This is a genomic window from Rhizobium sophoriradicis (assembly GCF_025200795.1).
GTDB lineage: Bacteria > Pseudomonadota > Alphaproteobacteria > Rhizobiales > Rhizobiaceae > Rhizobium > Rhizobium sophoriradicis.
Window position 1 is genome coordinate 162,117 of sequence record NZ_CP104152.1, and the last position, 23,261, is coordinate 185,377.

The 23,261-nt window shown below is 62.6% G+C and carries 22 protein-coding genes, 1 tRNA gene and 1 riboswitch; of the genes, 12 read left to right on the forward strand and 11 right to left on the reverse strand.

Annotation, left to right across the window (positions count from 1 at the left end):
* The first annotated feature begins 111 nt into the window (after nt 1–111).
* Nucleotides 112–795: a phosphate regulon transcriptional regulator PhoB gene (phoB, locus tag N2597_RS00800; RefSeq protein ID WP_004672768.1), complete on the forward strand. Its 684-nt coding sequence runs from the start codon at nt 112–114 to the stop codon at nt 793–795.
* Between the two features lie 238 nt (nt 796–1,033).
* On the opposite strand, the gene N2597_RS00805 is transcribed toward phoB, so the two are convergent.
* Entirely contained in the window at nt 1,034–1,567 is a 534-nt protein-coding gene (locus N2597_RS00805) for a GcrA family cell cycle regulator (RefSeq protein ID WP_038686705.1), read from the reverse strand.
* A 425-nt stretch (nt 1,568–1,992) separates the two neighbouring features.
* Here N2597_RS00805 and N2597_RS00810 point away from each other — a divergent pair, with 425 nt between their 5' ends.
* The 3 genes from N2597_RS00810 (at nt 1,993) to N2597_RS00820 (ending at nt 5,225) form a co-directional block, all read left to right on the forward strand.
* Nucleotides 1,993–3,192 carry an aspartate aminotransferase family protein gene (locus tag N2597_RS00810; RefSeq protein WP_096764943.1) on the forward strand — a complete coding sequence of 400 codons (1,200 nt, stop codon included), beginning with the start codon at nt 1,993–1,995 and terminating at the stop codon, nt 3,190–3,192.
* Between the two features lie 37 nt (nt 3,193–3,229).
* Complete coding sequence (gene argF, locus N2597_RS00815; RefSeq protein WP_004677055.1) at nt 3,230–4,144, forward strand: ornithine carbamoyltransferase; 915 nt, start codon at nt 3,230–3,232, stop codon at nt 4,142–4,144.
* A gap of 88 nt (nt 4,145–4,232) precedes the next feature.
* Nucleotides 4,233–5,225: an Hsp33 family molecular chaperone gene (locus N2597_RS00820; protein ID WP_096764944.1), complete on the forward strand. Its 993-nt coding sequence runs from the start codon at nt 4,233–4,235 to the stop codon at nt 5,223–5,225.
* 227 nt (nt 5,226–5,452) lie between these two features.
* Here the strand turns inward: N2597_RS00820 and apaG are convergent, their stop codons facing one another.
* Nucleotides 5,453–5,845 (reverse strand): Co2+/Mg2+ efflux facilitator ApaG/CorD, encoded by a 393-nt coding sequence (apaG, locus tag N2597_RS00825; RefSeq protein WP_096764945.1) that lies wholly within the window; start codon nt 5,843–5,845, stop codon nt 5,453–5,455.
* A 215-nt stretch (nt 5,846–6,060) separates the two neighbouring features.
* Nucleotides 6,061–7,245: an O-succinylhomoserine sulfhydrylase gene (locus N2597_RS00830; RefSeq protein WP_096764946.1), complete on the reverse strand. Its 1,185-nt coding sequence runs from the start codon at nt 7,243–7,245 to the stop codon at nt 6,061–6,063.
* Nucleotides 7,246–7,289: 44 nt separating this feature from the next.
* A riboswitch (SAM riboswitch) is annotated at nt 7,290–7,368 on the reverse strand.
* Between the two features lie 72 nt (nt 7,369–7,440).
* Between N2597_RS00830 and N2597_RS00835 the strand changes: the two genes are divergently transcribed.
* On the forward strand, nt 7,441–8,535 hold the full coding sequence (locus N2597_RS00835; protein ID WP_170961364.1) for a 2'-deoxycytidine 5'-triphosphate deaminase: 1,095 nt from the start codon (nt 7,441–7,443) through the stop codon (nt 8,533–8,535).
* 59 nt (nt 8,536–8,594) lie between these two features.
* Nucleotides 8,595–8,668, forward strand: a tRNA-Gly gene (locus N2597_RS00840).
* 22 nt (nt 8,669–8,690) lie between these two features.
* On the opposite strand, the gene N2597_RS00845 is transcribed toward N2597_RS00840, so the two are convergent.
* Complete coding sequence (locus N2597_RS00845) at nt 8,691–9,278, reverse strand: TetR/AcrR family transcriptional regulator (RefSeq protein WP_039617748.1); 588 nt, start codon at nt 9,276–9,278, stop codon at nt 8,691–8,693.
* 98 nt (nt 9,279–9,376) lie between these two features.
* Here N2597_RS00845 and N2597_RS00850 point away from each other — a divergent pair, with 98 nt between their 5' ends.
* From N2597_RS00850 to N2597_RS00865, 4 genes are all read left to right on the forward strand, one after another.
* Nucleotides 9,377–10,495: an efflux RND transporter periplasmic adaptor subunit gene (locus N2597_RS00850; RefSeq protein WP_096764947.1), complete on the forward strand. Its 1,119-nt coding sequence runs from the start codon at nt 9,377–9,379 to the stop codon at nt 10,493–10,495.
* Entirely contained in the window at nt 10,492–13,602 is a 3,111-nt protein-coding gene (locus N2597_RS00855; protein WP_183599024.1) for an efflux RND transporter permease subunit, read from the forward strand. The genes N2597_RS00850 and N2597_RS00855 overlap by 4 nt, the downstream gene beginning before the upstream one ends.
* A gap of 15 nt (nt 13,603–13,617) precedes the next feature.
* Nucleotides 13,618–14,262 carry a TetR/AcrR family transcriptional regulator gene (locus N2597_RS00860; protein ID WP_183599022.1) on the forward strand — a complete coding sequence of 215 codons (645 nt, stop codon included), beginning with the start codon at nt 13,618–13,620 and terminating at the stop codon, nt 14,260–14,262.
* Between the two features lie 292 nt (nt 14,263–14,554).
* Nucleotides 14,555–15,376: an oxidoreductase gene (locus N2597_RS00865; protein WP_183599019.1), complete on the forward strand. Its 822-nt coding sequence runs from the start codon at nt 14,555–14,557 to the stop codon at nt 15,374–15,376.
* A 136-nt stretch (nt 15,377–15,512) separates the two neighbouring features.
* On the opposite strand, the gene N2597_RS00870 is transcribed toward N2597_RS00865, so the two are convergent.
* Nucleotides 15,513–15,791, reverse strand: a complete 279-nt coding sequence (locus tag N2597_RS00870; RefSeq protein ID WP_009994903.1) for a hypothetical protein — start codon at nt 15,789–15,791, stop codon at nt 15,513–15,515.
* 409 nt (nt 15,792–16,200) lie between these two features.
* Between N2597_RS00870 and N2597_RS00875 the strand changes: the two genes are divergently transcribed.
* Nucleotides 16,201–16,581 carry a VOC family protein gene (locus N2597_RS00875; protein ID WP_096764951.1) on the forward strand — a complete coding sequence of 127 codons (381 nt, stop codon included), beginning with the start codon at nt 16,201–16,203 and terminating at the stop codon, nt 16,579–16,581.
* A gap of 179 nt (nt 16,582–16,760) precedes the next feature.
* Here N2597_RS00875 and N2597_RS00880 read toward each other — a convergent pair whose 3' ends face one another.
* Entirely contained in the window at nt 16,761–18,767 is a 2,007-nt protein-coding gene (locus N2597_RS00880) for a methyl-accepting chemotaxis protein (protein WP_183599017.1), read from the reverse strand.
* A 341-nt stretch (nt 18,768–19,108) separates the two neighbouring features.
* On the opposite strand from N2597_RS00880, the gene N2597_RS00885 reads away from it, so the two are divergent.
* The gene (locus N2597_RS00885; RefSeq protein WP_106796845.1) at nt 19,109–19,975 is read left to right on the forward strand and encodes a transporter substrate-binding domain-containing protein; all 867 of its coding nucleotides are present in this window, start codon (nt 19,109–19,111) and stop codon (nt 19,973–19,975) included.
* Nucleotides 19,976–20,003: 28 nt separating this feature from the next.
* Here N2597_RS00885 and N2597_RS00890 read toward each other — a convergent pair whose 3' ends face one another.
* From N2597_RS00890 to N2597_RS00910, 5 genes are all read right to left on the reverse strand, one after another.
* Complete coding sequence (locus N2597_RS00890; RefSeq protein WP_009996104.1) at nt 20,004–20,417, reverse strand: tellurite resistance TerB family protein; 414 nt, start codon at nt 20,415–20,417, stop codon at nt 20,004–20,006.
* A gap of 90 nt (nt 20,418–20,507) precedes the next feature.
* Entirely contained in the window at nt 20,508–21,221 is a 714-nt protein-coding gene (locus N2597_RS00895) for a thermonuclease family protein (RefSeq protein WP_183599015.1), read from the reverse strand.
* Between the two features lie 11 nt (nt 21,222–21,232).
* Nucleotides 21,233–21,919 carry a S24 family peptidase gene (locus N2597_RS00900; protein WP_183599013.1) on the reverse strand — a complete coding sequence of 229 codons (687 nt, stop codon included), beginning with the start codon at nt 21,917–21,919 and terminating at the stop codon, nt 21,233–21,235.
* A 124-nt stretch (nt 21,920–22,043) separates the two neighbouring features.
* Entirely contained in the window at nt 22,044–22,691 is a 648-nt protein-coding gene (locus N2597_RS00905; protein ID WP_096765056.1) for a response regulator, read from the reverse strand.
* Nucleotides 22,692–22,781: 90 nt separating this feature from the next.
* A complete protein-coding gene (locus N2597_RS00910; RefSeq protein WP_038686735.1) occupies nt 22,782–23,180 on the reverse strand; it encodes a hypothetical protein in 399 nt (132 codons plus the stop codon).
* Nucleotides 23,181–23,261: the final 81 nt, after the last annotated feature.

Below are 23,261 nucleotides of genomic sequence, written 5' to 3' on the forward strand. Positions count from 1 at the left end.
GCGCGCCCGTCCGGGCGCGCAAAGAGGTTGCAGCCAATTTTTGATTTTGCGCGGGATCCCTTGCTTAAATCACCCCCGGTTTAAGGATCGTGCGCGAGGAGACGGACACGCATGATCCCGAGAGTAGCAGTTGTTGAAGACGAAGAGGCCCTCAGCGTGCTTCTCCGCTATAATCTCGAAGCGGAAGGCTTCGAAGTCGATACCATCCTGCGCGGCGACGAGGCCGAAATCAGGCTTCAGGAGCGAACGCCCGATCTTCTCATCCTCGACTGGATGTTGCCCGGCGTCTCCGGTATCGAACTCTGCCGGCGCCTGCGCATGCGGCCGGAAACCGAACGGCTGCCGATCATCATGCTGACGGCGCGCGGCGAGGAGAGCGAGCGCGTCCGCGGGCTGTCCACCGGCGCCGACGATTATGTCGTCAAACCGTTCTCGACCCCCGAGCTCGTCGCCCGCGTCAAGGCGATGCTGCGCCGCGCCCGCCCGGAGGTGCTGTCCTCGGTGCTGAAATGCGGCGATATCGAGCTCGACCGCGAAACTCACCGCGTCCATCGCAAGAGCCGCGAAGTCCGCCTCGGCCCGACCGAATTCCGCCTCTTGGAATTCCTGATGTCGTCGCCGGGCCGCGTCTTCTCCCGCTCGCAACTGCTCGACGGCGTCTGGGGCCACGATATCTATGTCGACGAACGCACCGTCGACGTCCATGTCGGCCGCCTGCGCAAGGCGTTGAACTTCTCCAACATGCAGGACGTCATCCGCACCGTCCGCGGCGCCGGTTATTCGATGGAAGCCTGAGGGGTTTCTGACAAAGTCGAGCAAGCTCCGCCCCTCACCCTAGCCCTCTCCCCGTAAACGGGGCGAGGGGACGTGCCCCACGAGAGCTTGGTGAGAAACCGAGAGGGTGCGGCATATCCCTTCGCCCCGCAGGCGGGGAGAAGGTGCCGGCAGGCGGATGAGGGGCAGCCACACCCAACACACTCAAACAAAAAACGGGCCTTCCAGCCCGTTTTTGCATCTCAACAATGTCGCCCGCTCAGCTGACCCGCGCTGCCGCCCGGCGGCGTTCGTTGACCGGCTGATAGGCGAGCTTCTGGTGATAGCTGCAATAGGGTGAATTGTCCGGGGATTCGCAGCCGCAGAAGTGGAAGTCGTCCTTCAGAGGATCGCCGACCGGCCATTTGCAGGTGCGTTCGGTCAGCTCCGTCAGGCCGAGGCGGCGGGAAATCGGCACGACCACGTTGCCTTTCGGCACGTATTCCATTTCCTCGATCGTTTCGATCTCGATCTCTTCCTTCAGCATCGTTGCGCCCTGCTGCCGGGTCACGGTGCGGGTGGTGATCCGGGAGGCGTAGTTCGGCGCGCGCGGCGCAGATGTCTGGCGCTTCGGCGTGCGCGCCGCAGTGGCAGTGCCGCCCGCCTTGGCGCGGCCGGGAAGGCTCAGCCGGTGCACCTTGCCGATAACGGCGTTTCGGCTCACGCCGCCAAGTTGTGCCGCGATCTGGCTGGCGCTCAGCCCTTCGGACCACAGCTTCTTGAGTTTCTCGACCCGCTCGTCTGTCCAGTTCATGCCCTGTCTCCACCTTTTGCGTTGGTGATGGCAGAATCCCTCACCGTTGTCCCGGAAGCCTCCGAAACAAGAAACGCTTGATCAATTTTGGTGACTAGTTCCGCCGCATGCAGTCTAGTAATTGAACTTTAACCTAGTGTGAGGCTGACTCCGTGACAAGAGTCGCGGGAATCCGGATGAATCGAATTCGTAGTTTTCCCCAACTTGCTGCCCCTGCGTGTCATTTCTGCAATAATGCCTGTTGAAGGCTGAAAATGCCGCTGTACAAGCTTGCTGCATGCGCTAAGGGCGCAGTTTTGTTGACATTGCAGCGCGAAAAGGAAATAGTACCGATCGCCGCCGAAAGGCGGCATTTTTGATTTTTCGGGCCCAGTTTTCTTAGCCGGAGTCCGTGCTTGACAACACACTGATCGGGAGACCGCGCCATGGCCGAAGCCGCGCCGCTTTATGACACCTATTCTCGTGCCCCGCTGCGGTTCGAGCGAGGCGAGGGCGTATGGCTGATCACCGAAAGCGGCGAGCGTTATCTCGATTTCGGCGCCGGCGTCGCCGTCACCTCGGTCGGCCACGGCAATCCGCATGTGGTCGCCGCCTTGAAGGAGCAGGCCGACAAGGTCTGGCACCTCTCCAACATCTATGAGATCCCCGGCCAGGAGCGCTTGGCCAAACGGCTGACGGACGCCACCTTTGCCGACAAGGTGTTCTTCACCAATTCCGGTGCCGAGGCGCTCGAATGCGCGATCAAGACGGCGCGCCGCTATCAGTTTTCCAAGGGCCATCCCGAGCGCTTCCATATCATCACCTTCGAAGGCGCCTTCCATGGGCGCACGCTTGCGACGATCGCCGCCGGCGGCCAGGAGAAATATCTCGAAGGCTTCGGCCCCAAGACGCCGGGCTTCGATCAGGTGCCGTTCGGCGACATCGAAGCGGTACGCGCCGCGATCACCGATGCGACGGCGGCAATCCTCATAGAGCCGGTGCAGGGCGAGGGCGGCGTGCGCCCCGCCACGGCTGAGTTCATGAAGGCGCTGCGCCGGATCTGCGACGAGAAAGGCCTGCTGCTGATCCTTGACGAGGTCCAGACCGGGGTTGGCCGCACCGGCAAGCTCTTCGCCCATGAGTGGTCGGGCATCACACCCGACATCATGGCTGTCGCCAAGGGCATCGGCGGCGGTTTCCCGCTCGGCGCCTGCCTTGCCACTGCTGAGGCCGCCTCCGGCATGAAGGCCGGCACCCATGGTTCGACCTATGGCGGCAATCCGCTGGCCATGGCCGTCGGCGGCGCCGTGCTCGACGTCATCCTCGCCGACGGCTTCCTGGAACATGTGCGCGACGTCGCCTTGGTCTTCCGTCAGGGGCTGGCCTCGCTGAAGGACCGTTATCCCGATGTGATCGAGGATATCAGGGGCGAGGGCCTGCTGCTCGGCGTCAAGGCGGCCGTACCCTCGGCCGAGCTGCTGCAGGCGATCCGCGCGGCGCATCTGCTCGGTGTGCCGGCAGGTGACAACGTCATCCGCCTTCTTCCGCCGCTCGTCGTCACCGCCGAGGAAGCCCGCGAGGGTCTCGCCCGCCTCGAGAGCGCCGCCGAGAGCATCCGCGCCTCCAAGGTCAAGAAGACGGCTTGAAGGGATTGCCGCCTTCGGGCGCACGACAGGTAAGAACATGGCTCCTAAACATTTCCTCGATCTTTCGGCCGTCACATCGGCCGACCTCAGAACCATCATGAACGATGCGCTTGCCCGCAAGCAGGCCTTCAAGGCAGGCCAGGGTGACAAGCCGCTCGCCGGCAAGATGCTGGCGATGATCTTCGAAAAGCCGTCGACGCGCACCCGCGTCTCCTTCGACGTCGGCATGCGACAGCTCGGCGGCGAAACGCTGTTTTTGTCAGGCACCGAAATGCAGCTCGGCCGCGCCGAGACAATCGGCGACACCGCCAAGGTGCTGTCGCGTTATGTTGATGCGATCATGATCCGCACCACCGAGCACTCGCGCCTGCTGGAGCTTGCCGAGCATGCGACCGTGCCCGTGATCAACGCGCTGACGGATGATACCCATCCCTGCCAGATCATGGCCGACATCATGACCTTCGAGGAGCATCGTGGCCCGATCAAGGGCAAGACCATCGCCTGGACAGGCGACGGCAACAACGTGCTGCATTCGCTGGTCGAGGGGGCGGCGCGTTTCGGCTACCGCATGAACATGGCCGTACCCCTTGGTTCGGAGCCCAAGGATCACTATCTGAACTGGGCCCGCAATGAGGGCGCCGAAATCATGCTCTGTCATGATGCCGACCGTGCGGTCGAAGGCGTCGATTGCGTGGTGACCGATACCTGGGTCTCCATGAATCAGGAACATCGGGCCCGGGGTCACAACGTCTTTCAGCCTTATCAGGTCAATGCGGCCTTGATGGCCAAGGCCGGCAGCGATGCATTGTTCATGCATTGCCTGCCCGCCCATCGCGGCGAGGAAGTGACGGATGAGGTGATCGACGGCCCCCAATCCGTGGTCTTCGATGAAGCGGAAAACCGTCTTCATGCGCAGAAGTCGATTCTTGCTTGGTGCCTGGGCGCGATCTGAACCATAATCGGACGCCGCGTGTGAAAACGCGCGGCCGCGCGAGCGAAGGGCACCCTTGCTCTTCGCTTGAAAACTAGGAGTGAAAGCCATGGCAGAAGCTGCAGCCGCCCTCGGCCAGTTCGATTTCGCCGGCGATGACCATGTCGTCCCTTTCCAGGTGGAGGGTCTGGATGTGCGCGGCCGCGCCGTCCAGCTCGGCCCGATGCTCGATGCGATTCTCGAGCGCCATCATTATCCCGCCCCCGTCGCCCGGCTGCTTGCCGAAGTCGTCGTGCTGACGGTGCTGCTCGGCACCTCGCTGAAATTCGACGGCAAGTTCACCGTGCAGACCAAGGGCGATGGCCCGGTCGATCTTCTCGTCGCCGATTTCTCGACGCCGGAAAATGTGCGTGCCTATGCCCGTTTCGATCAAGCGCTGCTTGCCAAGGCGGTTGAAGCGGGCGAGACCGAGCCGGAACAGCTGCTCGGCAAGGGGGTGCTCGCCTTCACCATCGACCAGGGCAAGTTCGCGCAGCCCTACCAGGGCATTGTCGCGCTCGATGGCACCTCGCTCGAGGAAATCGCCGGTGTCTATTTCCGTCAGTCGGAGCAGATCCCGACGCGCGTGCGCCTGGCTGCTGCAGAGCTCTTCGACCGTGACGATGCCGGCAAGCCGCGCCATCGCTGGCGGGCCGGCGGCCTCGTCGCCCAGTTCCTGCCGGAGGCGCCCGAGCGCATGCGCCACCCGGATCTCCACGGCGGCGACGGCGATAACGGCGACCGCCCGCATGGCGAAGACGATGCCTGGGTCGAAGCCCGTTCGCTGGTCGAAACCATCGACGCCGACGAATTGACCGACCCGCTTGTCGGCACCGAACGGCTCTTGTTCCGGCTGTTCCACGAGCGCGGCGTGCGCGTCTACGAACCGCGCGCCGTCTTCGACCGCTGCAGCTGTTCGCGCGACAAGATCAAGGGCGTGCTGAAGGGATTTTCGGCCGAGGAGATCGAGGAAAGCCAGGAAAACGGCGAGATCGCCGTGACCTGCGAATTCTGCTCGACCACCTACCGTTTCGAGCCGACCGAGCTTCAGCCGGCGGAGTAGTTGACACCACTGCTGTCCGGTTGCGCGCATGACTGCCCCTCACCCTAACCCTCTCCCCGTAAAAACGGGGCGAGGGGACGTGCCCTGCGAGAGCGAGGAGGGGAACGGAGAGCTTGCGGCATGCTCCCTTCGCCCCGTTTACGGGGAGAAGGTGGCGGCAGCCGGATGAGGGGCTGGTGTCGGCAATCTCCTGGGTCGAGGTGTCGTGCCGCCTGTGGCGTTACACGTCAGTTCAGCACGCGCAGCAGCCCTGGTGAATCCAGCGAGAAGGCGGGGATGTCGACGTCGAACAGCTCGCCTTCGTCCGTTTCCATCTGATAATGGCCGAACATCAGCCCGGAGGGCGTATCGAGCGGGCAGCCGGAGGAATATTCGTAGGTGTCGCCGGGTCTGAGCCGCGGCTGTTCGCCGACGACGCCGGGGCCGGTCACCTCGTCCACCTGGCCGTTCTGGTCGGTGATGTTCCAGTAGCGGTTGATGAGGCGAACGGCGACGCCGGAATTGTTGCTGATGACAATCCGGTAACCCCAGACGTAGCGATCGTCTTCCGGATCGGATTGCTCCTCCAGATAGAATGGTTCGACGACGACTTCGATATCTCTTGTGAGGGCGCGATACATGCCTTGCACCTTAGTCAAGATATGTTACCCGTATCTTATAAGAAGGCCCTGTCCGTCAAGAAACGGAACGTTGATCGGCGATGAAACAGCCGTGATCGCATGGTTTTCGATCGTTAAGCCTAATTGTCAGTATTAATTTTACTTGGTCAGCGCCGGCGCACCGATGCCGCGGCCGGGACGGCCGAACCCGGAGGCTCGGCCGTCAATGCTGTCGATCAGGCCGAAACCTTGGCAAGCGCCTTGGCGAAATCCTCGATCAGGTCGTCCGTATCCTCGATGCCGGCCGAAAGGCGAACCGTGCCCGGCGAGATGCCGAGTTCGGCGCGGGCCTCTTCCGACAGGTTCTTGTGGGTCGTCGTCGCCGGATGGGTGATCAGGCTCTTGCTGTCGCCGAGATTATTGGAGATCTTGATGATATCGAGCGCGTTCTGCAGCGCGAAGGCCGCCTCCTTGCCGCCCTTCAGCTCGAAGGCGACAAGCGTCGAACCGCCCTTCATCTGCTTGGCGATGATGTCGGCCTGCGGATGATCGGCGCGGCCGGGATAGATCACCTTGGCGACCTTGTTCTGCTCGGCCAGGAAATCGGCGATCTTCGCGGCATTCTGCGTCTGCTGTTTGACGCGCAGCGGCAGCGTCTCGATGCCCTTCAGAAGCGTCCAGGCGTTGAACGGCGACATGGCCGGGCCGGTATGGCGGAAATAGTCGTGCAGGTTCTCGTCGATCCAGGCCTTGTCGGCCAGCACGACGCCGCCGAGGCAGCGGCCCTGGCCGTCGATATGCTTGGTGGCGGAATAGACGACGATATGGGCGCCGAGCTCCAAGGGCTTCTGGAAGAGCGGCGTGGCGAAGACGTTGTCGACGACGACCTTGGCGCCGACCTGGTTGGCGAGTTTTGCCACACCGGCGATATCGATGATCTCGAGCGTCGGGTTGGTCGGGCTTTCCAGGAAGAACACCTTGGTGTTCGGCCGGATCGCCTCTTCCCAGTTCTTCAAATCGCGGCCGTCGACCAGCGTGCATTCGATGCCGTATTTTGGCGCCAATGTTTCCACCACCCAGCGGCAGGAGCCGAAAAGGGCGCGCGCGGCAACGATATGGTCGCCCGCCTTGACCTGGCAGAGGATCGCCGCACTGACGGCCGCCATGCCGGAGGCGGTGGCGCGGGCGTCTTCGGCGCCTTCGAGCATGCACATGCGCTTTTCGAACATGTCGTTGGTGGGGCTGCCGTAGCGGGCGTAGATATAACCGTCCGTCTCGCCCTTGAAGCGGGCTTCGGCGGCCTCCGACGTCTCGTAGACGAAGCCCTGCGTGAGATAGATTGCCTCGGACGTTTCGCCATATTGCGAACGCAGCGTGCCGCCATGGACGAGTTGGGTTGCCGGGCGCCAGGTCTTGCTCATGCCATCACCTTCACATAACAAAAAAACCGGCCGCAAAAGCAGACCGGTTTCATAACCCGGTCTTTTTAGCCACTTGTTTAACGTGGCTGCAAGCCGACCGGCCAAATCACCACGGGATAATTCTGCAATACTGCTGTTAGCTGCTTGCGTCAATTCCCCGTATTTGGTTTTGTCGGCGCAAAAGATGGATGGGGCATGATGGCTCGCGAAACTGGAATTCTGGCGGACCGCGCGATAGCAGCGCTGTTTGAATCGGGGCGTCTTAACTCCGAGCGGGAGCTGGACCGTGATCAGATCCAGCCGGCAAGCCTGGACCTGCGCTTGGGATCCAAGGCCTTTCGCGTGCGCGCCTCCTTCATGCCCGGCCCCTCGCATCTTGTGTCGGATAAGCTCGATCGCCTCAGCCTGCACGTGATCGACCTGTCTCAGGGCGCAGTCCTTGAAACCGGCTGCGTTTACATCGTACCGCTGATGGAGAGCTTGGCGCTGCCGGCCGACATGTCGGCCTCGGCCAATCCGAAAAGCTCGACCGGCCGTCTCGATATCTTCACCCGCGTCATCACCGATTACGCCCAGGAGTTCGACAAGATCCCGGCGGGCTATTCCGGCCCGCTCTATCTCGAAATCAGCCCGCGCACCTTCCCGATCGTCGTGCGCCGTGGCTCGCGTCTGTCGCAGATCCGCTTCCGCGTCGGCCAGTCCCTGCTCGGCGAGCCGGAACTGTTGAAACTGCATGAAAGCGAGACGCTTGTCGCCAGCAAGCAGCCGAACGTATCGGGCGGCGGCATCGCGCTTTCGATTGATCTCAGCGGCGACAAGGACGGCCTGATCGGCTATCGCGGCAAGCACCACACCGCCGTCGTCGATGTCGACGAGAAGGATCAGCACGACATCTTCGATTTCTGGGAGCCGCTCTATAGCCGCGGCCGCAACGAGCTGATCCTCGATCCCGATGAATTCTATATCCTCGTCTCGCGCGAGGCCGTGCATGTGCCACCGGATTATGCCGCCGAGATGACCCCGTTCGATCCGCTGGTCGGCGAATTCCGCGTCCACTACGCCGGCTTCTTCGATCCGGGCTTCGGCCATGCCCCGGCCGGCGGCCGCGGCAGCCGCGCCGTGCTCGAAGTGCGCAGCCACGAAGTGCCGTTCATCCTCGAAGACGGCCAGATCGTCGGCCGCCTCATCTACGAACACATGCAGGAAAAACCGGCAAGCCTCTACGGCTCCGGCCTCGGCTCCAACTACCAGGCCCAGGGCCTCAAACTCTCGAAACACTTCCGCATCTGACAGTCAGCATTCTGTGCGACTTGACAGCGGCCCCCATCTGTTGGAAATCTCAACCCGTCGCGGGTGTAGCTCAATGGTAGAGCAGCAGCTTCCCAAGCTGAATACGAGGGTTCGATTCCCTTCACCCGCTCCAGCTCCTCATCACAACCGAAATCTCATTCTTCGTCCGTGTCGCCCGCGATGCGCTTGACTGCATCGGCGGCGGCATCCAGCAGTCGCTCCGACATGGCCTGATCGGTCATGATGCGAGAGATGGTTACGGCGCCGACCATGAGGGACAGCACGACCATGGCTTTGTCATAAGGTTTCGCGCGATCCGATGCCGGGATCAATTCGTCGAGAACCTGAAGGTGAGCTTCGATGCCGTTCTGAAATGGAGCCCGCACCTCCTCGCTCTGACGCGCCGCGTCGGAACCGAGCGCGGCCAGGGGGCAACCATCGCCTTTCTCTTCCTGGTGCCCGGTTGAGAGATACATGCCGACAACCGCGCCGAAGGGATCGGCGCTTCCGGCGGCAACCCTCGACCACCGGCGAATTGCACTCTCCATCGCTCGCCCGGACGCCAGCGCTGCGAGATCGTCTTTCGATTGGAACTGTTTGTAAAATCCGCCTTGAGTGAGGCCGGCACCTTTCATCAGATCTTTCAGCCCGATGCCGTCGAAACCATGCTCCCGGAAGAGCCGGCTTGCGACATTGATCACTGTTTCGCGGTTGGCCTCGGCTTGGGCACGACTGACTCTCATTTCGATCTCCAATTAGATTTCGTTTGACATCTATACCCCTTTTAGAGTTAGGTCGCAATCTAAATGATCTGCTGCGCCGGTCAATAAGGGTTAATGAGATGAATCGCAAAATATTACTCGCCGCTTTCGGTCTTGTGGCTGCTGCCGGCGCCACCGCTTTCGTGCTTTTCGAGGAGCCCTCCACGGCCAGTGCAAAAGCCGCCGATCCCCGCACGGCACCGCCCTTCGTCAAGCTGGTGGAGGCAAAAAATCCGGAGGCGGCCGAACGCACCTTCACCGGCACCATCGCCGCCCGGGTGCAGAGCAATCTCGGCTTCCGTGTGCCCGGCAAGATCGTGCAGCGTTATGTGGACGTTGGCGTGCAGGTCAAGGCCGGTCAGCCGCTGATGCGCATCGACGAGACCGATCTGCGTCTCGCATTGACGGCGAAACGAAACGCGGTCGCCGCAGCCCAAGCAGTGCTGGTCCAGGCGCAAGCCGACGAGCGGCGCTATGCCGCCTTGGTGAAAAACGGATTGGCCGCGACGCCGCAGCGCTATGAACAGGCAAAGGCAGCCCTCGACACCGCGACCGCGCAGCTTGCCGCGGCAGAAGCGGACGCGAAAGTCGCGGAGAACGAGACGGCCTATTCCGTCCTTGTTGCCGATACCGATGGGACGGTTGTCGAAACGCTCGGCGAGCCGGGGCAGGTGGTGACGGCAGGACAAACCGTCGTCCGGCTCGCGCAGGCCGGTCCGCGTGAAGCGCTGGTCTGGCTTCCGGAATTCCTGCGGCCTGAGATCGGTCAGACCGCCGATGCCAGCATCTACGGAAACGAAGGCCGGCGGGACAAGGCGCGGCTGCGGCAGATCTCCGACGCCGCCGACCCTCAAACCCGCACCTATGAAGCCCGCTGGGTTCTGGATGGCGCGGCAGCGTCGGCCCCGCTGGGCGCGACGGTGACGATCAGGATCTCCAACAGCAGCGACCAATCGCAGGCCGCGGTGCCTGTCGGCGCGGTTTTGGACGACGGCAGCCGAACCGGCGTGTGGGTCTTCGATGAGAAATCTTCGACCGTCCACTTCAGGCAGGTGAACATAGAGCAAATAGGCGAGGAGGTCGCGGTGGTTTCCAGCGTCAAAGCAGGCGAGCCGGTCGTCGCTCTCGGCGCCCATCTGCTGCAGGACGGCGCCAGCGTGCGCACCAAGGTAGAACAGGCAGAGGCGGCAAAACAATGAACTTCAATCTCTCCGCACTCGCCGTCCGCGAACGGGCCGTTACGCTGTTCTTCATCATTCTGCTGGCCGCCGCCGGCGCCTATGCCTTCGTCAAGCTTGGGCGCGCGGAGGACCCCTCATTCACCATTAAAACCTTGACCGTGACGACCGTGTGGCCGGGTGCCACGGCGCGCGAGATGCAGGATCTGGTCGCCGAACCGCTCGAGAAGCGCCTCCAGGAACTCACCTGGTACGATCGTGTCGAGACGACAACCCGGCCGGGATACGCCTTTCTGACTGTGACGCTGAAGGACAGTACGCCGTCCACTGCGGTCGAAGAGGAATTCTATCAGGCCCGAAAGAAGCTTGGGGATGAGGCCCGCAATCTGCCTCAGGGCGTCTTCGGACCTTTCGTCAACGACGAGTATTCCGATGTCAGCTTCGGTCTTTATGCGCTGAAGGCCAAGGGCATGCCGATGCGTGAGCTTGTGCGCCAGGCCGAGGTGATCCGCCAGGATCTTCTGCATGTGCCTGGAGTCAAGAAGATCAACATCCTCGGCGAGCGGCCCGAACAGATCTTTGTCGAATTTTCCTATGCCAAGCTGGCGACCCTCGGCATTTCGGCGCAAGACGTCGCGGCCGCTTTGCAGCGGCGAAACACCGTGACGCCGGCGGGGTCGATCGACACCCGCGGCCCGCAGGTCTTCATTCGCTTCGATGGCGCCTATGACAGCATCCAGGCGATATCAGACACGCCGATCGTCGCGGCCGGACGCACGTTGAAACTCTCGGATTTTGCCGAAGTGCGGCGCGGTTACGAAGATCCGGCTACCTATCTCATCCGCCATGACGGCGAGCCCGCCATCATGCTCGGCGCGGTGATGCAGCAGGGCTGGAACGGTCTGGAACTAGGCAAGGCGCTGGAGGAAAGATCCGCCGCGATCGCCAAGACCTTGCCGCTCGGCATGACGCTCGCAAAGGTCAGCGACCAGGCCGTCAATATCCAGGAAGCGGTCGGCGAGTTCATGCTGAAATTCGCCATGGCGCTCGGCGTCGTCTTGTTCGTCAGCCTCGTCAGCCTTGGTTGGCGGGTCGGGATCGTCGTGGCTCTGGCCGTTCCGCTGACCCTTGCCGTCGTCTTCCTCATCATGCTGGAGACCGGCCGGTTCTTCGATCGCATCACGCTTGGTGCGCTGATCCTCGCGCTCGGCCTTCTGGTCGACGACGCCATCATCGCCATCGAGGTGATGGTGGTGAAGATGGAAGAGGGGATGGATCGCATCGAGGCGGCGGCTTACGCCTGGAGCCATACGGCGGCCCCGATGCTGTCGGGCACGCTGGTGACGATCATCGGATTAATGCCGGTCGGCTTTGCCCGGTCGACCGCCGGCGAATATGCCGGCAACATCTTCTGGGTCGTCGGCTTTGCGCTGATCGTATCCTGGGTCGTCGCGGTGATCTTCACGCCTTATCTCGGCGTCAAGATGCTGCCGGCGATCAAGCCGGTCGAAGGCGGCCATCACGCCATCTACGACACGCCGAATTACCGGCGCCTGCGGCGGGTGATCGAGTTTACCGTGCGCCACAAGTTCGTCACTTGTGCGGTGGTCGGTATCGCCATGGGGATCTCCGTCGTCGGAATGGGAGCGGTGAAACAGCAGTTCTTCCCGACGTCGGATCGTCCGGAGGTTTTGGTTGAAGTGCGCATGCCTGAAGGGACCAGTATCGAGACGACGGCCGCCACGGTCGGGAAGCTCGAAGACTGGCTGCAGCAGCAGCCGGAGGCAAAGACAATCACGAGCTATACCGGTCAGGGCGCTCCCCGTTTCTTCTTTGCCATGGCGCCCGAGCTGCCGGACCCGTCCTTCGCCAAGATCGTCGTGCTGACGCCTGACGCTCACACACGCGAGGCTTTGAAGCTTCGCCTGCGTGCGGCCATCTCGGATGGCCTCGCTCCCGAAGCCTATGTCCGCGTTACCCAGCTGGTCTTCGGTCCCTATACGCCGTTTCCGGTCGAATTCCGCATCATGGGTCCTGATACCGACCAATTGTACCGGATCTCCGAAAAGGCCCTGGAGATCATGAAGAGCGTGCCGGATGTGCGCCAGGCAAACCGCGATTGGGGCAACCGCACACCGGTGCTGCGCTTCGTTCCCGACCAGGAACGGCTGGGCCTGATCGGCCTTTCGCCGGCGGAGGCCGCCCAGCAGATGCAACTGCTGCTGAGCGGGATCCCGATTACCGAGGTTCGCGAGAATATCCGCAACGTGCCTGTCATTGCGCGCAGTGCCGGCGACAACCGGCTCGATCCCTCGCGATTGGCGGACTTCTCGCTGATGAGCCGGGATGGTCGCCAGGTTCCGCTCGATCAGATCGGTCATTCCGAAATCCGGTTTGAAGAACCGATCCTGAAACGGCGCGACCGCACGCCCGTTGTCACGATCCGTTCCGATATCGACGAGGCGACGCAGCCGCCTGAGGTGTCCCAGCAGGTCATGAAGGCGCTTCAGCCGCTGATCGCCACCCTTCCTGTGGGCTATCGTATCGAGATGGGCGGGAACATCGAGGAGTCGCTCAAGGCCAACGCCGCCCTCGTCAAGATCTTCCCGGCGATGATTGCCGCCATGTTGATCGTTATCGTGCTGCAGGTCCGCAGCCTGTCGACGATGACCATGGTCATGCTGACAGGGCCGCTCGGTCTTGCCGGGGCGGTTCCGGTCCTGCTGCTCTTCAATCAGCCCTTCGGCTTCAACGCCATTCTCGGATTGATCGGACTGGCCGGAATCCTGATGCGCAATACCCTGATCCTCACCGAACAGATCAAGGAGAACAAGGCAGCCGGTCTCGACGATTATCACGCCGTCATCGAGGCGACGGTGCAGCGGACGCGTCCCGTTATTCTGACAGCCCTTGCGGCCGTGCTTGCCTTCATTCCTCTTACCCACTCGGTGTTCTGGGGGTCGATGGCCTACACACTGATCGGTGGAACGGCGGTCGGCACGGTGATGATCCTGCTCTTCCTTCCGGCTCTCTACGCCACATGGTTCCGCATCAAACCGACGAAAAATGAAAGCCATGAAAATACGCCGAAGGAGGTGGAACTACCAACAGCCATGGCTGCCGAGTGATTTCCGGAGGCGGCGATGATTTTTGCGGATCCGAGCGGAAGTGACCTTGAGCAGTCGAGGGCGCGGATTCTTGAGGTGGCGGAAAAGCATTTTCGGCGGATCGGCTATCATAAGACGTCGGTCGCCGACATCGCCGCGGAGGTCGGAATGAGCCGTGCGAATGTTTATCGCTTCTTTCCCTCGAGGACGGCGATCAACAGTTCCGTCTGCGGACTGGTGGTCAAAGAGGTTGCGGAAATCGCTCTCGCGATTGCGCGAACGGATCAGCCGGCGAGCAAAAAGCTGGTTGATCTTTTGACCGCCATTCACCGGCACAGCACGAGAATATTGGTGGAGGACAGACCAATGCACGAGCTGCTTGTCGCCGCCATGGATGGAAGTTGGGCAACCCTCAACGCACATAATGAGCAGATCCTGGCAATCCTCAAAGCGCTTGTCCGCGAGGGTGTGCAAGCCGGCGAGTTCGAGGTCGAAGACGCCGACGAAGCCGCGCGCGGCATCATCACCGCCTTCCTGCCGTTCTTCCATCCGGTTCTGGTCGAGCAGCGCGTTCAGGAGGGAAAGGCCACCGCAGTCAGCCTCCACGCGCAAATCCGCTTCATCATGAAGGCACTCGGCGCGTCGGACCGCGACACATCCCCGAAAGCGATAACCGCCTAATTCAGCGCTGCGACCTTTTTCTCTCCGACAAAGCCAGGGGCGGTCTGACGGCACGGATGGACGCAGCGCCATGCCTCCACGCGGTTGAAAGGCGCGATCATCGAAAAAACGCCGTGATGCAAAAAGGGCTTGATTTTATATTTCGAATGACATCTAAACCACGAATAGATGTCGATCGAAATCTTACGTGCTTAAATGCCAGGTTCTGAGAAGCTGTTGGCAACAAGGCTGAAAGGTTCCGACCCTTCTATGAAGCACGTAATCACCACTCGCGCCGAACCGAGGAGCATGCATGTCCAAAAATAGAGTTGTCGTCATCACCGGAGCATCCTCAGGGATCGGCGAAGCGTCAGCCCGCCTTCTTGCGCAAAACGGCTTCCAGGTCTTTGGAGGCGTCCGTAACCCGCAGCGCGCCAATGCCATTCCCGGCGTGCGCTATGGGACTGTCGATGTGACCGATGACGCCTCGGTCGCCAATTTTGTTGAATGGGTTTTGTCCGAAGCGGGCAAGATCGACATCCTGATCAACAATGCCGGCGTTTCGCTGGTCGGCCCTGTCGAAAACACGTCGCCCTCCGAAGCTCAAGCGGTATTCGATACCAACGTTTTCGGGCCTTTGCGCATGATCCGCGCTGCTTTGCCCTCTATGCGCGCCGCCCGGAGCGGGCTCATCATCAATATCAGTTCGGTCCTGGGCTTCCTGCCTGCACCGTTCATGGGAATATATGCCAGCAGCAAGCATGCGCTCGAAGGACTGTCGGAGTCGCTGGACCACGAGATTCGCGAGTTCAACGTGCGCGTGGTGCTGCTTGAACCGACCTTCACAAACACCAGGCTCGATGTAAACGCGGCACAAACCGCAGCACCCCTGGGTGCTTACGCAACACAGGCCGATGCGACCATCAAGGCGGTACAGGCCCAGATCAAAACCGCGCCGTCTGCGCTTGCAGTCGCAGAGAAAATCCTGGCCGCAATCAACGGTCCATACCGAATGCGCCAACCGGCCGGAGGCCAAGCAACGCTGCTCAGCCGGCTACGCAGGTTCATGCCGGCAAGCGCAGTCGACAGCAGCCTGCGAAAGACATTCGGCTTCGGCAAACGAAGCGCCTCCTGAATTTCGCTTGAACTTTCAGACGTCGTCGATTTCAACGGTATCATCAGGGTTCCCGCGGGGTCGCCGACGTCATCTATCTCTTGAACCAAGGCCGCAATTGAGCGCTCGACCTCCGGCAAGGCCATCCCCCTCAGACCTAATCTCCAAAGAACCGGATCGGCTTGTATCGCCGATGCGCGATGATCAGGCTTCTGTCGGGCTGGATGATGTAGGTTTCTTCCACCTGCCGGCCGTACTGGTCGATGAAATCATGCGGAAAGGCCGAACCAGCAGGCGATTTGGTGAGCTTGCTGCGCGGTTGACCATTGTAGGTGATGCTTCCGGGGATGGGTTCGAGGCCCGGTCCGTTGTAGCTGACGGCGCTGCATCCCGCGAGAACGAGTGTGCCGACGAGGCCAATGATTGCAGGTTTCATATCCATCCCTCCGTGAATGACATCACTCTACGCCTTAGCGAAGAGCGCGCACCACACAAATGCCCATGCCGCTCTTCAATCCTTCGCGAAGCGTCGCCGGGGCGCCGGATCGAGCGGTCGGCTGCCAGCTATTGAGATTAGGGCGAAAATCTCGCTCCACCAGGCGTGTGGCAACGCATCTATTGCCGAAACCGAAGCCGCCTGCTAGATCGGCTTGGTCGAAAAAGGCAGGATCGGTTGAGGTAAGCCCGGTCCCTTCCGTCAGAGCGTCAAAACGCCCTGACGAAGCTCTGCTCCGTGCCTCAGGGTGCGAGAACCCGCGACGTGATCCGCATGCAAATGCGGGATCCCGGCGGCGTGCGGAGACGGCAAACGGCAGTCCCGGGATTTTTTTGAACGGAGACTGTCAATGCGCCTGAACCATCTCGATTTTCACGTACCCGATATCGCCGAGACGGCGGATTTCTTCATCCGCCATTTCGGCCTGGAGCTGAAGGATATGCGCGGCAACAACGGCCTGGCGATCCTGGAGGATGACGCCGGCCTCGAAATTGTCTTCAGCCATGCCATCGCCAAGTTCGGCACCGCCGATCAGGTCGAACTGCAGCGCCAGACCTATCATATCGGCTTCATCCTGCCCGAAAGGGCTGACGTCGATGCCGTCCATGCCGGGCTTGCCGCCGCCGGTGCGGCACTCTCCGGCCCGCCGGCCGCCATGCGCGGCGGCTGGCTGTTTTATTGCACGGCACCGGGCAATATCCTCGTCGAGGTTGGTTGGCGGCCGGGTTAGAGTGAGCGGGAGTCCGGTAAACGCGGGGCCGAGGAATAGCCGCAACCTCGCGATTCCCTCTTCTCCCCGAGGGGAGAAGAGACTTGTGGCTGCCCCTCAGTTCCTCGAGCACCGCTCGCAAGCAAGTCCTCCTCGAGGGTGAGGGGCAAATCATAGGGCGCGAACCGCACAGCCGTGTTTCAGAACTCCGTCCAGTCCGCCTCCTGGCTTTTCGGCGTGCTGCCGCCGCCGAAGGCGTTGGCGAGCGTCTGGCCGAGGGCGCGGGCCGGTGAGGCGGTCGGGCGGGCGGTGCCTTCCCGGGCGACGCGGATCGCGGCGGACTTAGCCACCGGGCCCGCGGGCGCGCGCGGGGCTGCGGCCGGCGGCCGGGTAGAGGTGATCGGGGCGGCGACGGCGAAGCTGCCGGTGCCGGTCAGCCGGAACTGGCCGAGCAGAGTGTTGAGTGCCGTCGCCTCCGTGGCGAGGCTATGGCTGGCGGCGGTCGACTGCTCGACCATCGCCGCATTCTGTTGCGTGCCCTGGTCCATGGTGTTGACGGCGGTGTTGATCTCCTGCAACCCGATCGACTGCTCGCGCGAGGCTTCGGCAATCGCGTGGACGTGCTGGTTGATTTCCTGCACTTCAGTGACGATCGCATCGAGCGCCTTGCCGGTTTCGCCGACCAGCGACACACCGGTCTGCACATGCGCGCCGGAATTGGTGATCAGGTCCTTGATCTCCTTGGCCGCCTTGGCTGAGCGCTGCGCGAGCTCGCGCACTTCCTGCGCCACCACCGCAAAGCCCTTGCCGGCCTCACCGGCACGCGCCGCCTCGACACCGGCATTGAGCGCCAGCAGATTGGTCTGGAAGGCGATGTCGTCGATGACGCCGATGATGTTGCCGATCGCGACCGAGGACTGTTCGATCTGCTGCATCGCGGAGACGGCCTTGCGGACGATCTCACCGGATTTTTCGGCGCCGAGGCGCGTGCGGGTGACGAGCTGGCTTGCCTCCTCGGCGCGTCTGGCGGCGTCGCGCACCGTCGTGGTGATCTCTTCCAGTGCCGCTGCGGTTTCTTCGACCGAGGCCGACTGCTGTTCCGTCCGCCGGGAAAGCTCGTCTGCGGAAGACCGGATCTCGTTGGCGCCGGCGCCGATTGCCCGCGCATTGGCGCCGACCGCCTGCAGGGTCTCGTTGAGCTTCTCGACCGAGTGGTTGAAATCCTGGCGCAGCGCGTCGAGATGGGCGACGAAAGGCTCGTCGATATGCGAGGCGAGATCGCCGGCGGCAAGGCGGCGCAGGCCTTCGCCGAGGGCTGTGACGGCGCGCTCGAGTTCGGACGCTTCGCGCGCCTTCTGCGCCTCGCGTTCGCGGCGCTCGCCGTCGCTGACGCTGCGGTCTGCCTCGGCGCGGACCTCGAGCTGACGGCGCTCGATGGCGTTGTCGCGGAAGATCGAAACGGCCTTGGCCATCTGGCCGATTTCATCGCCGCGGTCGAGGCCGCCGATCTCGCTGTCGGTGTCGCCCTCGGCAAGGCGCGCCATGCGCAGCCGCAGCTGCGCCATCGGGCCTGCAATGCCCGACTGTGCGACCGCGACGCTGATGCCGATCGCGGCGAGAACGGCAATGCCGATCAGGAGGAGGCAGAAGGTGATCCGGCCGTTGACGGAAGCCGAGAGCGCGTCGCCGCCGTCATTGAGCAGCGCCATCATCGCATCATTGTTGGCGATCATCTTCGGCGTCAGCGTATCGAGCTTGGCATTGATTAGCGTGACGTTCGCCTGCGCGCCGGCGCTGTCCTTGGCTTTGCTCTGTTCGATGATCTTGTTCGCCAGGGCTTCGATGTCATCGATGCCTGCCTGCAGTTCGTCGATCGCCGCCTTGCGGCTCGGCACCAGCGCCAGCGCCTGTTTCAGCCGGTCGCGTGCCTGCGGCAGCTTGCTCGGCGTGGCGAGCGCCGTCTCGAAAGCCGGCGTATCGGGCTTCATCGCGGCCAGCAGGGAGACCTGCAGCACCGAGGCCACCACCGAGGCGCTGGCGCGTGCGCTCTGCGTCGAGGCCAGCGCCTCATGATCGATGAAGGCGCTGTAAGCGGCGTCCGCACGGCGAAAATCGGCGATGATATAGATCAGCCCGGCCATGGTGATCAGCCCGATGAGCGTCACGACCGCTATGATTTTCGTGCGGATTTTCAGATGCTTCAGCATGGAAATGTTACCCGATTGGCCGGGCGTGCCGCACCGGCGCTTTGAAATTAATTGTTACAAACAGAGCGCTGACGCCTGCATCATGCGATCGGCCGGCGGGTCCGATAACGTCGCCACAAATAAAGGGCACTATTCTTTAATTCCCCCCTAATGCCGGTGGGGAGAATGCCCGTAATTTTGAGGAACGAGCTTTACGCCGCAACCCCAGAGAGCCTGATCCTGAGGTGCCCGCAGCGGCCGCTAAGGAGAGCCCGGCGTTCCGGCGTCGGATACACGTATATTCCCCACCGGGCGTGACTCTGTTACATCACTCCAACCCCGCAACCCGAGACTGGATCACGATGACCGAATCCAAGCTGGCATCCCTGACGCTGAAGGGGTTTTTTGCGTTCGGGCTATTGCTCGTCTCAAGCCTTGCCGCCCCTGCCCAGCAGGCAGCGCCCTCGCTGCCGCTGCTCTTCGATGCGCGTGAGCGTCTTGCCAGACCCGATCTCTCCTCACTGGTTCGCCTGCGCTTTTTGACCTCGGTCGATTTCCCCCCCTTCAATTTCACCGACCAGAACGGCAAGCTTTCCGGTTTCAACGTCGATCTCGCCCGTGAAATTTGCAGCGAACTGGAAATATCGGACAAGTGCCAGATCCAGGCGCTCCCCTTTGCCGATCTTAAGGATGCGCTAGCAGCCTCGCAGGGCGATGCTGTCATTGCCGGTCTTGCGGTGACGCCGGAACTGCGCCGGCAATTCGTCTTCTCCCGGCCCTATCTGATGCTGCCGGCGCGTTTCGTGCGCAAGCTTTCAGTACCGGTGGAGGGCAAGACGGCGGCCGCTCTTGCCGGGCGCCCGGTCGGTGTCGTCAAGGGAACGGTGCACGAGGCGATGCTCGCTGCCTTTTTCCCGGCGCTGAAGGCCCAGACCTTCGACACCAAGGACGCCCTGCTTGCCGCCCTCAAGGACGGCAAGGTCGATGCCGCCTTCGCTGATGCGCTGCAGCTTTCCTTCTGGGTCTCTTCGCCGGCCTCGGACAAATGCTGCGCGCTGTTTGATGGCCCCTATCTCTCCGAGCATTTCCTCGGCGAGGGCATGACGATCATGCTGCGGCAGAAGGACAGCGTGCTGACTTCGGCCATCGATCATGCGCTTGCCGCGCTGTCGCGCAACGGCCGCCTCCAGGAAATCTATTTGCGCTATTTCCCCTATGGGCTCTACTGACAGGCAGGTCGCCTGAAGAGCTTCAGGCCTATCCCTTGCGGAAACGGGCGATGGCGCTGCGCTCGATCGCCGCGCAGGTGAGCTTGTCGAGGCCGAGCCGGTCGCGCAACAGGCTGAGCAGCCGCAGTTCCTCGGCCTTGACCGAGAGATCGGCGGAGGCCACTTCGACGGCAAGCGCATAGGCTGTGTCGTAGAGTTTTGTCGGGAGCGTGTCGCGGACGGTTTCGAGAACGACGTCGAGGCCCTCAGGCCCGGCAAGCAGCGAGGCGCAATCGCGCGCTATCGGAATCAGCCTGTCGTCATCGAAATCCTTGAAAACCGGCAGGAATCCGATCAACTGGCCCATCCTCGTCATCTCACGGTCGTTCATCGTGCTGTCGACGGCGGACGCCATCACCATCACGTAGATCAGTGCGTCATGGGCGGAAAGCGGCTTGTTCATCGGTGATTCCTTTTTCAAATCAGCCGAGATTAGGAATTGGCGATGGCCATTACAAGGGACCGGCGGCATCTCGCGTCCTGCGGCGGCCCGTCATTTGCGACGCGGGTCGTCGCCATAAATGCCTTTCTGCGCTTGCTTCGCCTTCTCGGCGATAGCGTCGAGCGGCGAGCCGGCCGCGGCTTCCGCCCAACCGTTTTCGGCGAGCCATGTGCCGAGATCCTGCGTACCGAGCCGGCAGGCGGCGGTCGCCATCCCCTTCCATTCCGCCGTCTCGAGGTCGCAGGTGAGGCTGCGGTTGCGCAAGAGCTGGCGCAGTGCCGTCTTCGCCATCATGCCGCAGGGCCATTGCCGGCTTGCCGGGCCGCATATCCTGTCGGCCGGTGTCGGGACGATGCCGGCAAGCTGAAGCCGGCGCTCGCCAAAGGAAAGCATGCCGGCATTTTCGGCCACAGGCCGCGCCAGCTCGATCGGCTTCTTGGCGGCCGGCCCCACCGCTTGCCCGCCGGCCAGTTCAGAGGGGCGCGGCGGATCGGCAGGCTTCGCCGCCACGGGTCCGGCCGGGGCGGGTGAGGGAGCGGCCGGTTGCGCCGCGCGCGCGATGATTTCGGCATCCGCGTCCGAGATCGGCGCCGATCGGCCTGTCGCCTCGGGGGTGATTTCCGCCGCCGTGTCGGTTGCCGGCGCCTCTGCGATAGTCGTATCCTCGCCGCCCGTGCCGCCGCCGAGCCTTGCTTCTGCTGATATCAGCAGGCCGGCCACGACCGCCATTCCTGCGAGACCGGTGAAGACGGCGGCAGGCCGCATGGAATATCTTCCTATTGGCTGGCCCAGATAATACGGGCGATCCACTCGACGTCGGACAGATCGAGCGTCCGGTTCGCATGTTCGGAATTGAGCGACATCAGCTCGATCGACCTTGGGCTCTGGCGCAGCAGTACCTTGGCCATCACCTCGCCCTCGCGGGTGCGCACGACGACGCGATCGTTGCGGCGCACCTGCGCGCCGGGCTCGACGATCAGCACGTCGCCGTCGCGATAGAGCGGCATCATGCTCTCACCCTGCACCTCCAGTGCATAGACGCCCGATTTCTGCGACGGCGCAGCCGGAAACTCGACCACGTCCCAGCCTTGCCCGGCCGGAAAGCCGCCATCGTCGAAGAAGCCGCCGGCGCCGGCCTGCGCGAAGCCGAGCAGCGGAATGGCGCCACCGTGCGGCTGAAACCTGCTGTCCGGCTGCCGGGCACGCTCGCCGGTCCGTTCTCCCGAAGCGTCGCCCGGTGGCAGGAGGGCGAGAAACTGCTCCATGGTCGCCCCTGTCGCGTCGAGCACCTTGGCGATCGATTCGGTCGAGGGCCAGCGCAACCGCCCGTCGGCCGAAAGCCGTTTCGACTTGTTGAAGGAGGTCGGATCGAGGCCGGCGCGGCGCGCAAGGCCGGATGGCGTCAGGTCATGCCGTTCGGCAAGCCTGTCGATCGCCTCCCAGATCTGCTCGTGTGACAGCATGTGCGCCCGTTTCCGTGCAGCCTATCCGGGCCGCGCTTCAGCCGGCCGGAAGTGTAACCGACCGGGCGGCGCGCGTAAAGGTAAAGGAGGAATAAAATCCTGCTATCGGCGGTTTCGGGCGCCCTCAGGCGACCATCGCCATATTGATCTTGCCGAGCTGAATGACGGCCTGGGTGCGGCTGTCGACATCGAGTTTCAACAGGATTGCCGAGACATGCGCCTTGATCGTCGCCTCGGAGACGCCGAGTTCATAGGCGATCTGCTTGTTCAAGAGCCCTTCGGCGAGCATGGTCAGCACCCGGCTCTGCTGCGGCGTCAGCGTGTGCAGGCGGTGGATCAGGTCGGCGACATCGGGGTCCTGCTCCTGGCCGTCGCGATAGCTTTCCGGTGTGGCGATATCGCCGGCAAGCACCGTCTGGATGCCGCGGCGAATGTCTTCGATGCCGGAGGATTTCGAAATGAAGCCGGAGGCGCCGAGTTCCAGCGCCCGGCGGATCGTCGTTGCGTCGTCGCTTGCCGAGACGATGATGATCGGCAGGCTGGCGAATTCGGCGCGCAATGCCATCAGGCCGGAAAAGCCGCTGACGCCGGGCATGGCCAGGTCGAGCAGCATCAGATCGGCGTCCGGATGGGCGCCGGCCGCGGTCCGCGCGGCGGCAAAATCGCCGGCTTCGACGATCGACTGGCGACCTTCCATGCCGATGACGGCCTGGCGCAACGCATCGCGGAAAAGCGGATGGTCGTCCGCAATGATGATGGTCTGTTCCTGCATCGAAAACTCCCTCCCAAGAGCCCGATCATGCTGCATGCGACGCCGTCCCCACTGCGATCCATGCATACCTTGCTGATAGATTATATCAGATCAGGTCTTCTGCGGAAGGGGATTGGCCTTTTCCTCGGCCTGGAACTCCTTCACCATCCCCATGAAACTCTTCATCATCTTCTCCATGATGCTGATCGAGCGCTCGACTTCGGCATCGCTCGGCAGCGCCCGCTCGATGAGGCCTCGCTGTTCCAGCTTGGTCACCCGCTCCGAAAGCCGGTCGAGTTCGTCCTCATAGGCCGCCCGCTCGTCGGCTGCCATGCGGCAGACGAGAGCGCCGTCCTTGTCCTGGCAGATCGACATGGCGCCGGTCTGGCGGTCGAGCCGGACGAAATGATCGCCGCTCTTTTCCAGCTGGAAGCGGCTCGCATCGGCCTCGGCCGCCACGGCTGCCAGCGGCAGGAGAACAGCGCCAAGTGTGAGAACCAAAATCTTCATCGTCTCATCCTCCGGATTTGCTTGTGCGGGTCCTGTTTTTTAGGCGCCGGGGCGTGGACATTGCCGCCTCTTTCCGGCAAA

Coding starts and splice junctions, on each gene's coding strand:
- phoB (WP_004672768.1), top strand. CDS start 112: ATGATCCCGAGAGTAGCAGTTGTTGAAGACGAAGAGGCCCTCAGCGTG.
- N2597_RS00805 (WP_038686705.1), bottom strand. CDS start 1,567: ATGAACTGGACAGACGAGCGGGTCGAGAAACTCAAGAAGCTGTGGTCC.
- N2597_RS00810 (WP_096764943.1), top strand. CDS start 1,993: ATGGCCGAAGCCGCGCCGCTTTATGACACCTATTCTCGTGCCCCGCTG.
- argF (WP_004677055.1), top strand. CDS start 3,230: ATGGCTCCTAAACATTTCCTCGATCTTTCGGCCGTCACATCGGCCGAC.
- N2597_RS00820 (WP_096764944.1), top strand. CDS start 4,233: ATGGCAGAAGCTGCAGCCGCCCTCGGCCAGTTCGATTTCGCCGGCGAT.
- apaG (WP_096764945.1), bottom strand. CDS start 5,845: ATGTATCGCGCCCTCACAAGAGATATCGAAGTCGTCGTCGAACCATTC.
- N2597_RS00830 (WP_096764946.1), bottom strand. CDS start 7,245: ATGAGCAAGACCTGGCGCCCGGCAACCCAACTCGTCCATGGCGGCACG.
- N2597_RS00835 (WP_170961364.1), top strand. CDS start 7,441: ATGATGGCTCGCGAAACTGGAATTCTGGCGGACCGCGCGATAGCAGCG.
- N2597_RS00845 (WP_039617748.1), bottom strand. CDS start 9,278: ATGAGAGTCAGTCGTGCCCAAGCCGAGGCCAACCGCGAAACAGTGATC.
- N2597_RS00850 (WP_096764947.1), top strand. CDS start 9,377: ATGAATCGCAAAATATTACTCGCCGCTTTCGGTCTTGTGGCTGCTGCC.
- N2597_RS00855 (WP_183599024.1), top strand. CDS start 10,492: ATGAACTTCAATCTCTCCGCACTCGCCGTCCGCGAACGGGCCGTTACG.
- N2597_RS00860 (WP_183599022.1), top strand. CDS start 13,618: ATGATTTTTGCGGATCCGAGCGGAAGTGACCTTGAGCAGTCGAGGGCG.
- N2597_RS00865 (WP_183599019.1), top strand. CDS start 14,555: ATGTCCAAAAATAGAGTTGTCGTCATCACCGGAGCATCCTCAGGGATC.
- N2597_RS00870 (WP_009994903.1), bottom strand. CDS start 15,791: ATGAAACCTGCAATCATTGGCCTCGTCGGCACACTCGTTCTCGCGGGA.
- N2597_RS00875 (WP_096764951.1), top strand. CDS start 16,201: ATGCGCCTGAACCATCTCGATTTTCACGTACCCGATATCGCCGAGACG.
- N2597_RS00880 (WP_183599017.1), bottom strand. CDS start 18,767: ATGCTGAAGCATCTGAAAATCCGCACGAAAATCATAGCGGTCGTGACG.
- N2597_RS00885 (WP_106796845.1), top strand. CDS start 19,109: ATGACCGAATCCAAGCTGGCATCCCTGACGCTGAAGGGGTTTTTTGCG.
- N2597_RS00890 (WP_009996104.1), bottom strand. CDS start 20,417: ATGAACAAGCCGCTTTCCGCCCATGACGCACTGATCTACGTGATGGTG.
- N2597_RS00895 (WP_183599015.1), bottom strand. CDS start 21,221: ATGCGGCCTGCCGCCGTCTTCACCGGTCTCGCAGGAATGGCGGTCGTG.
- N2597_RS00900 (WP_183599013.1), bottom strand. CDS start 21,919: ATGCTGTCACACGAGCAGATCTGGGAGGCGATCGACAGGCTTGCCGAA.
- N2597_RS00905 (WP_096765056.1), bottom strand. CDS start 22,691: ATGCAGGAACAGACCATCATCATTGCGGACGACCATCCGCTTTTCCGC.
- N2597_RS00910 (WP_038686735.1), bottom strand. CDS start 23,180: ATGAAGATTTTGGTTCTCACACTTGGCGCTGTTCTCCTGCCGCTGGCA.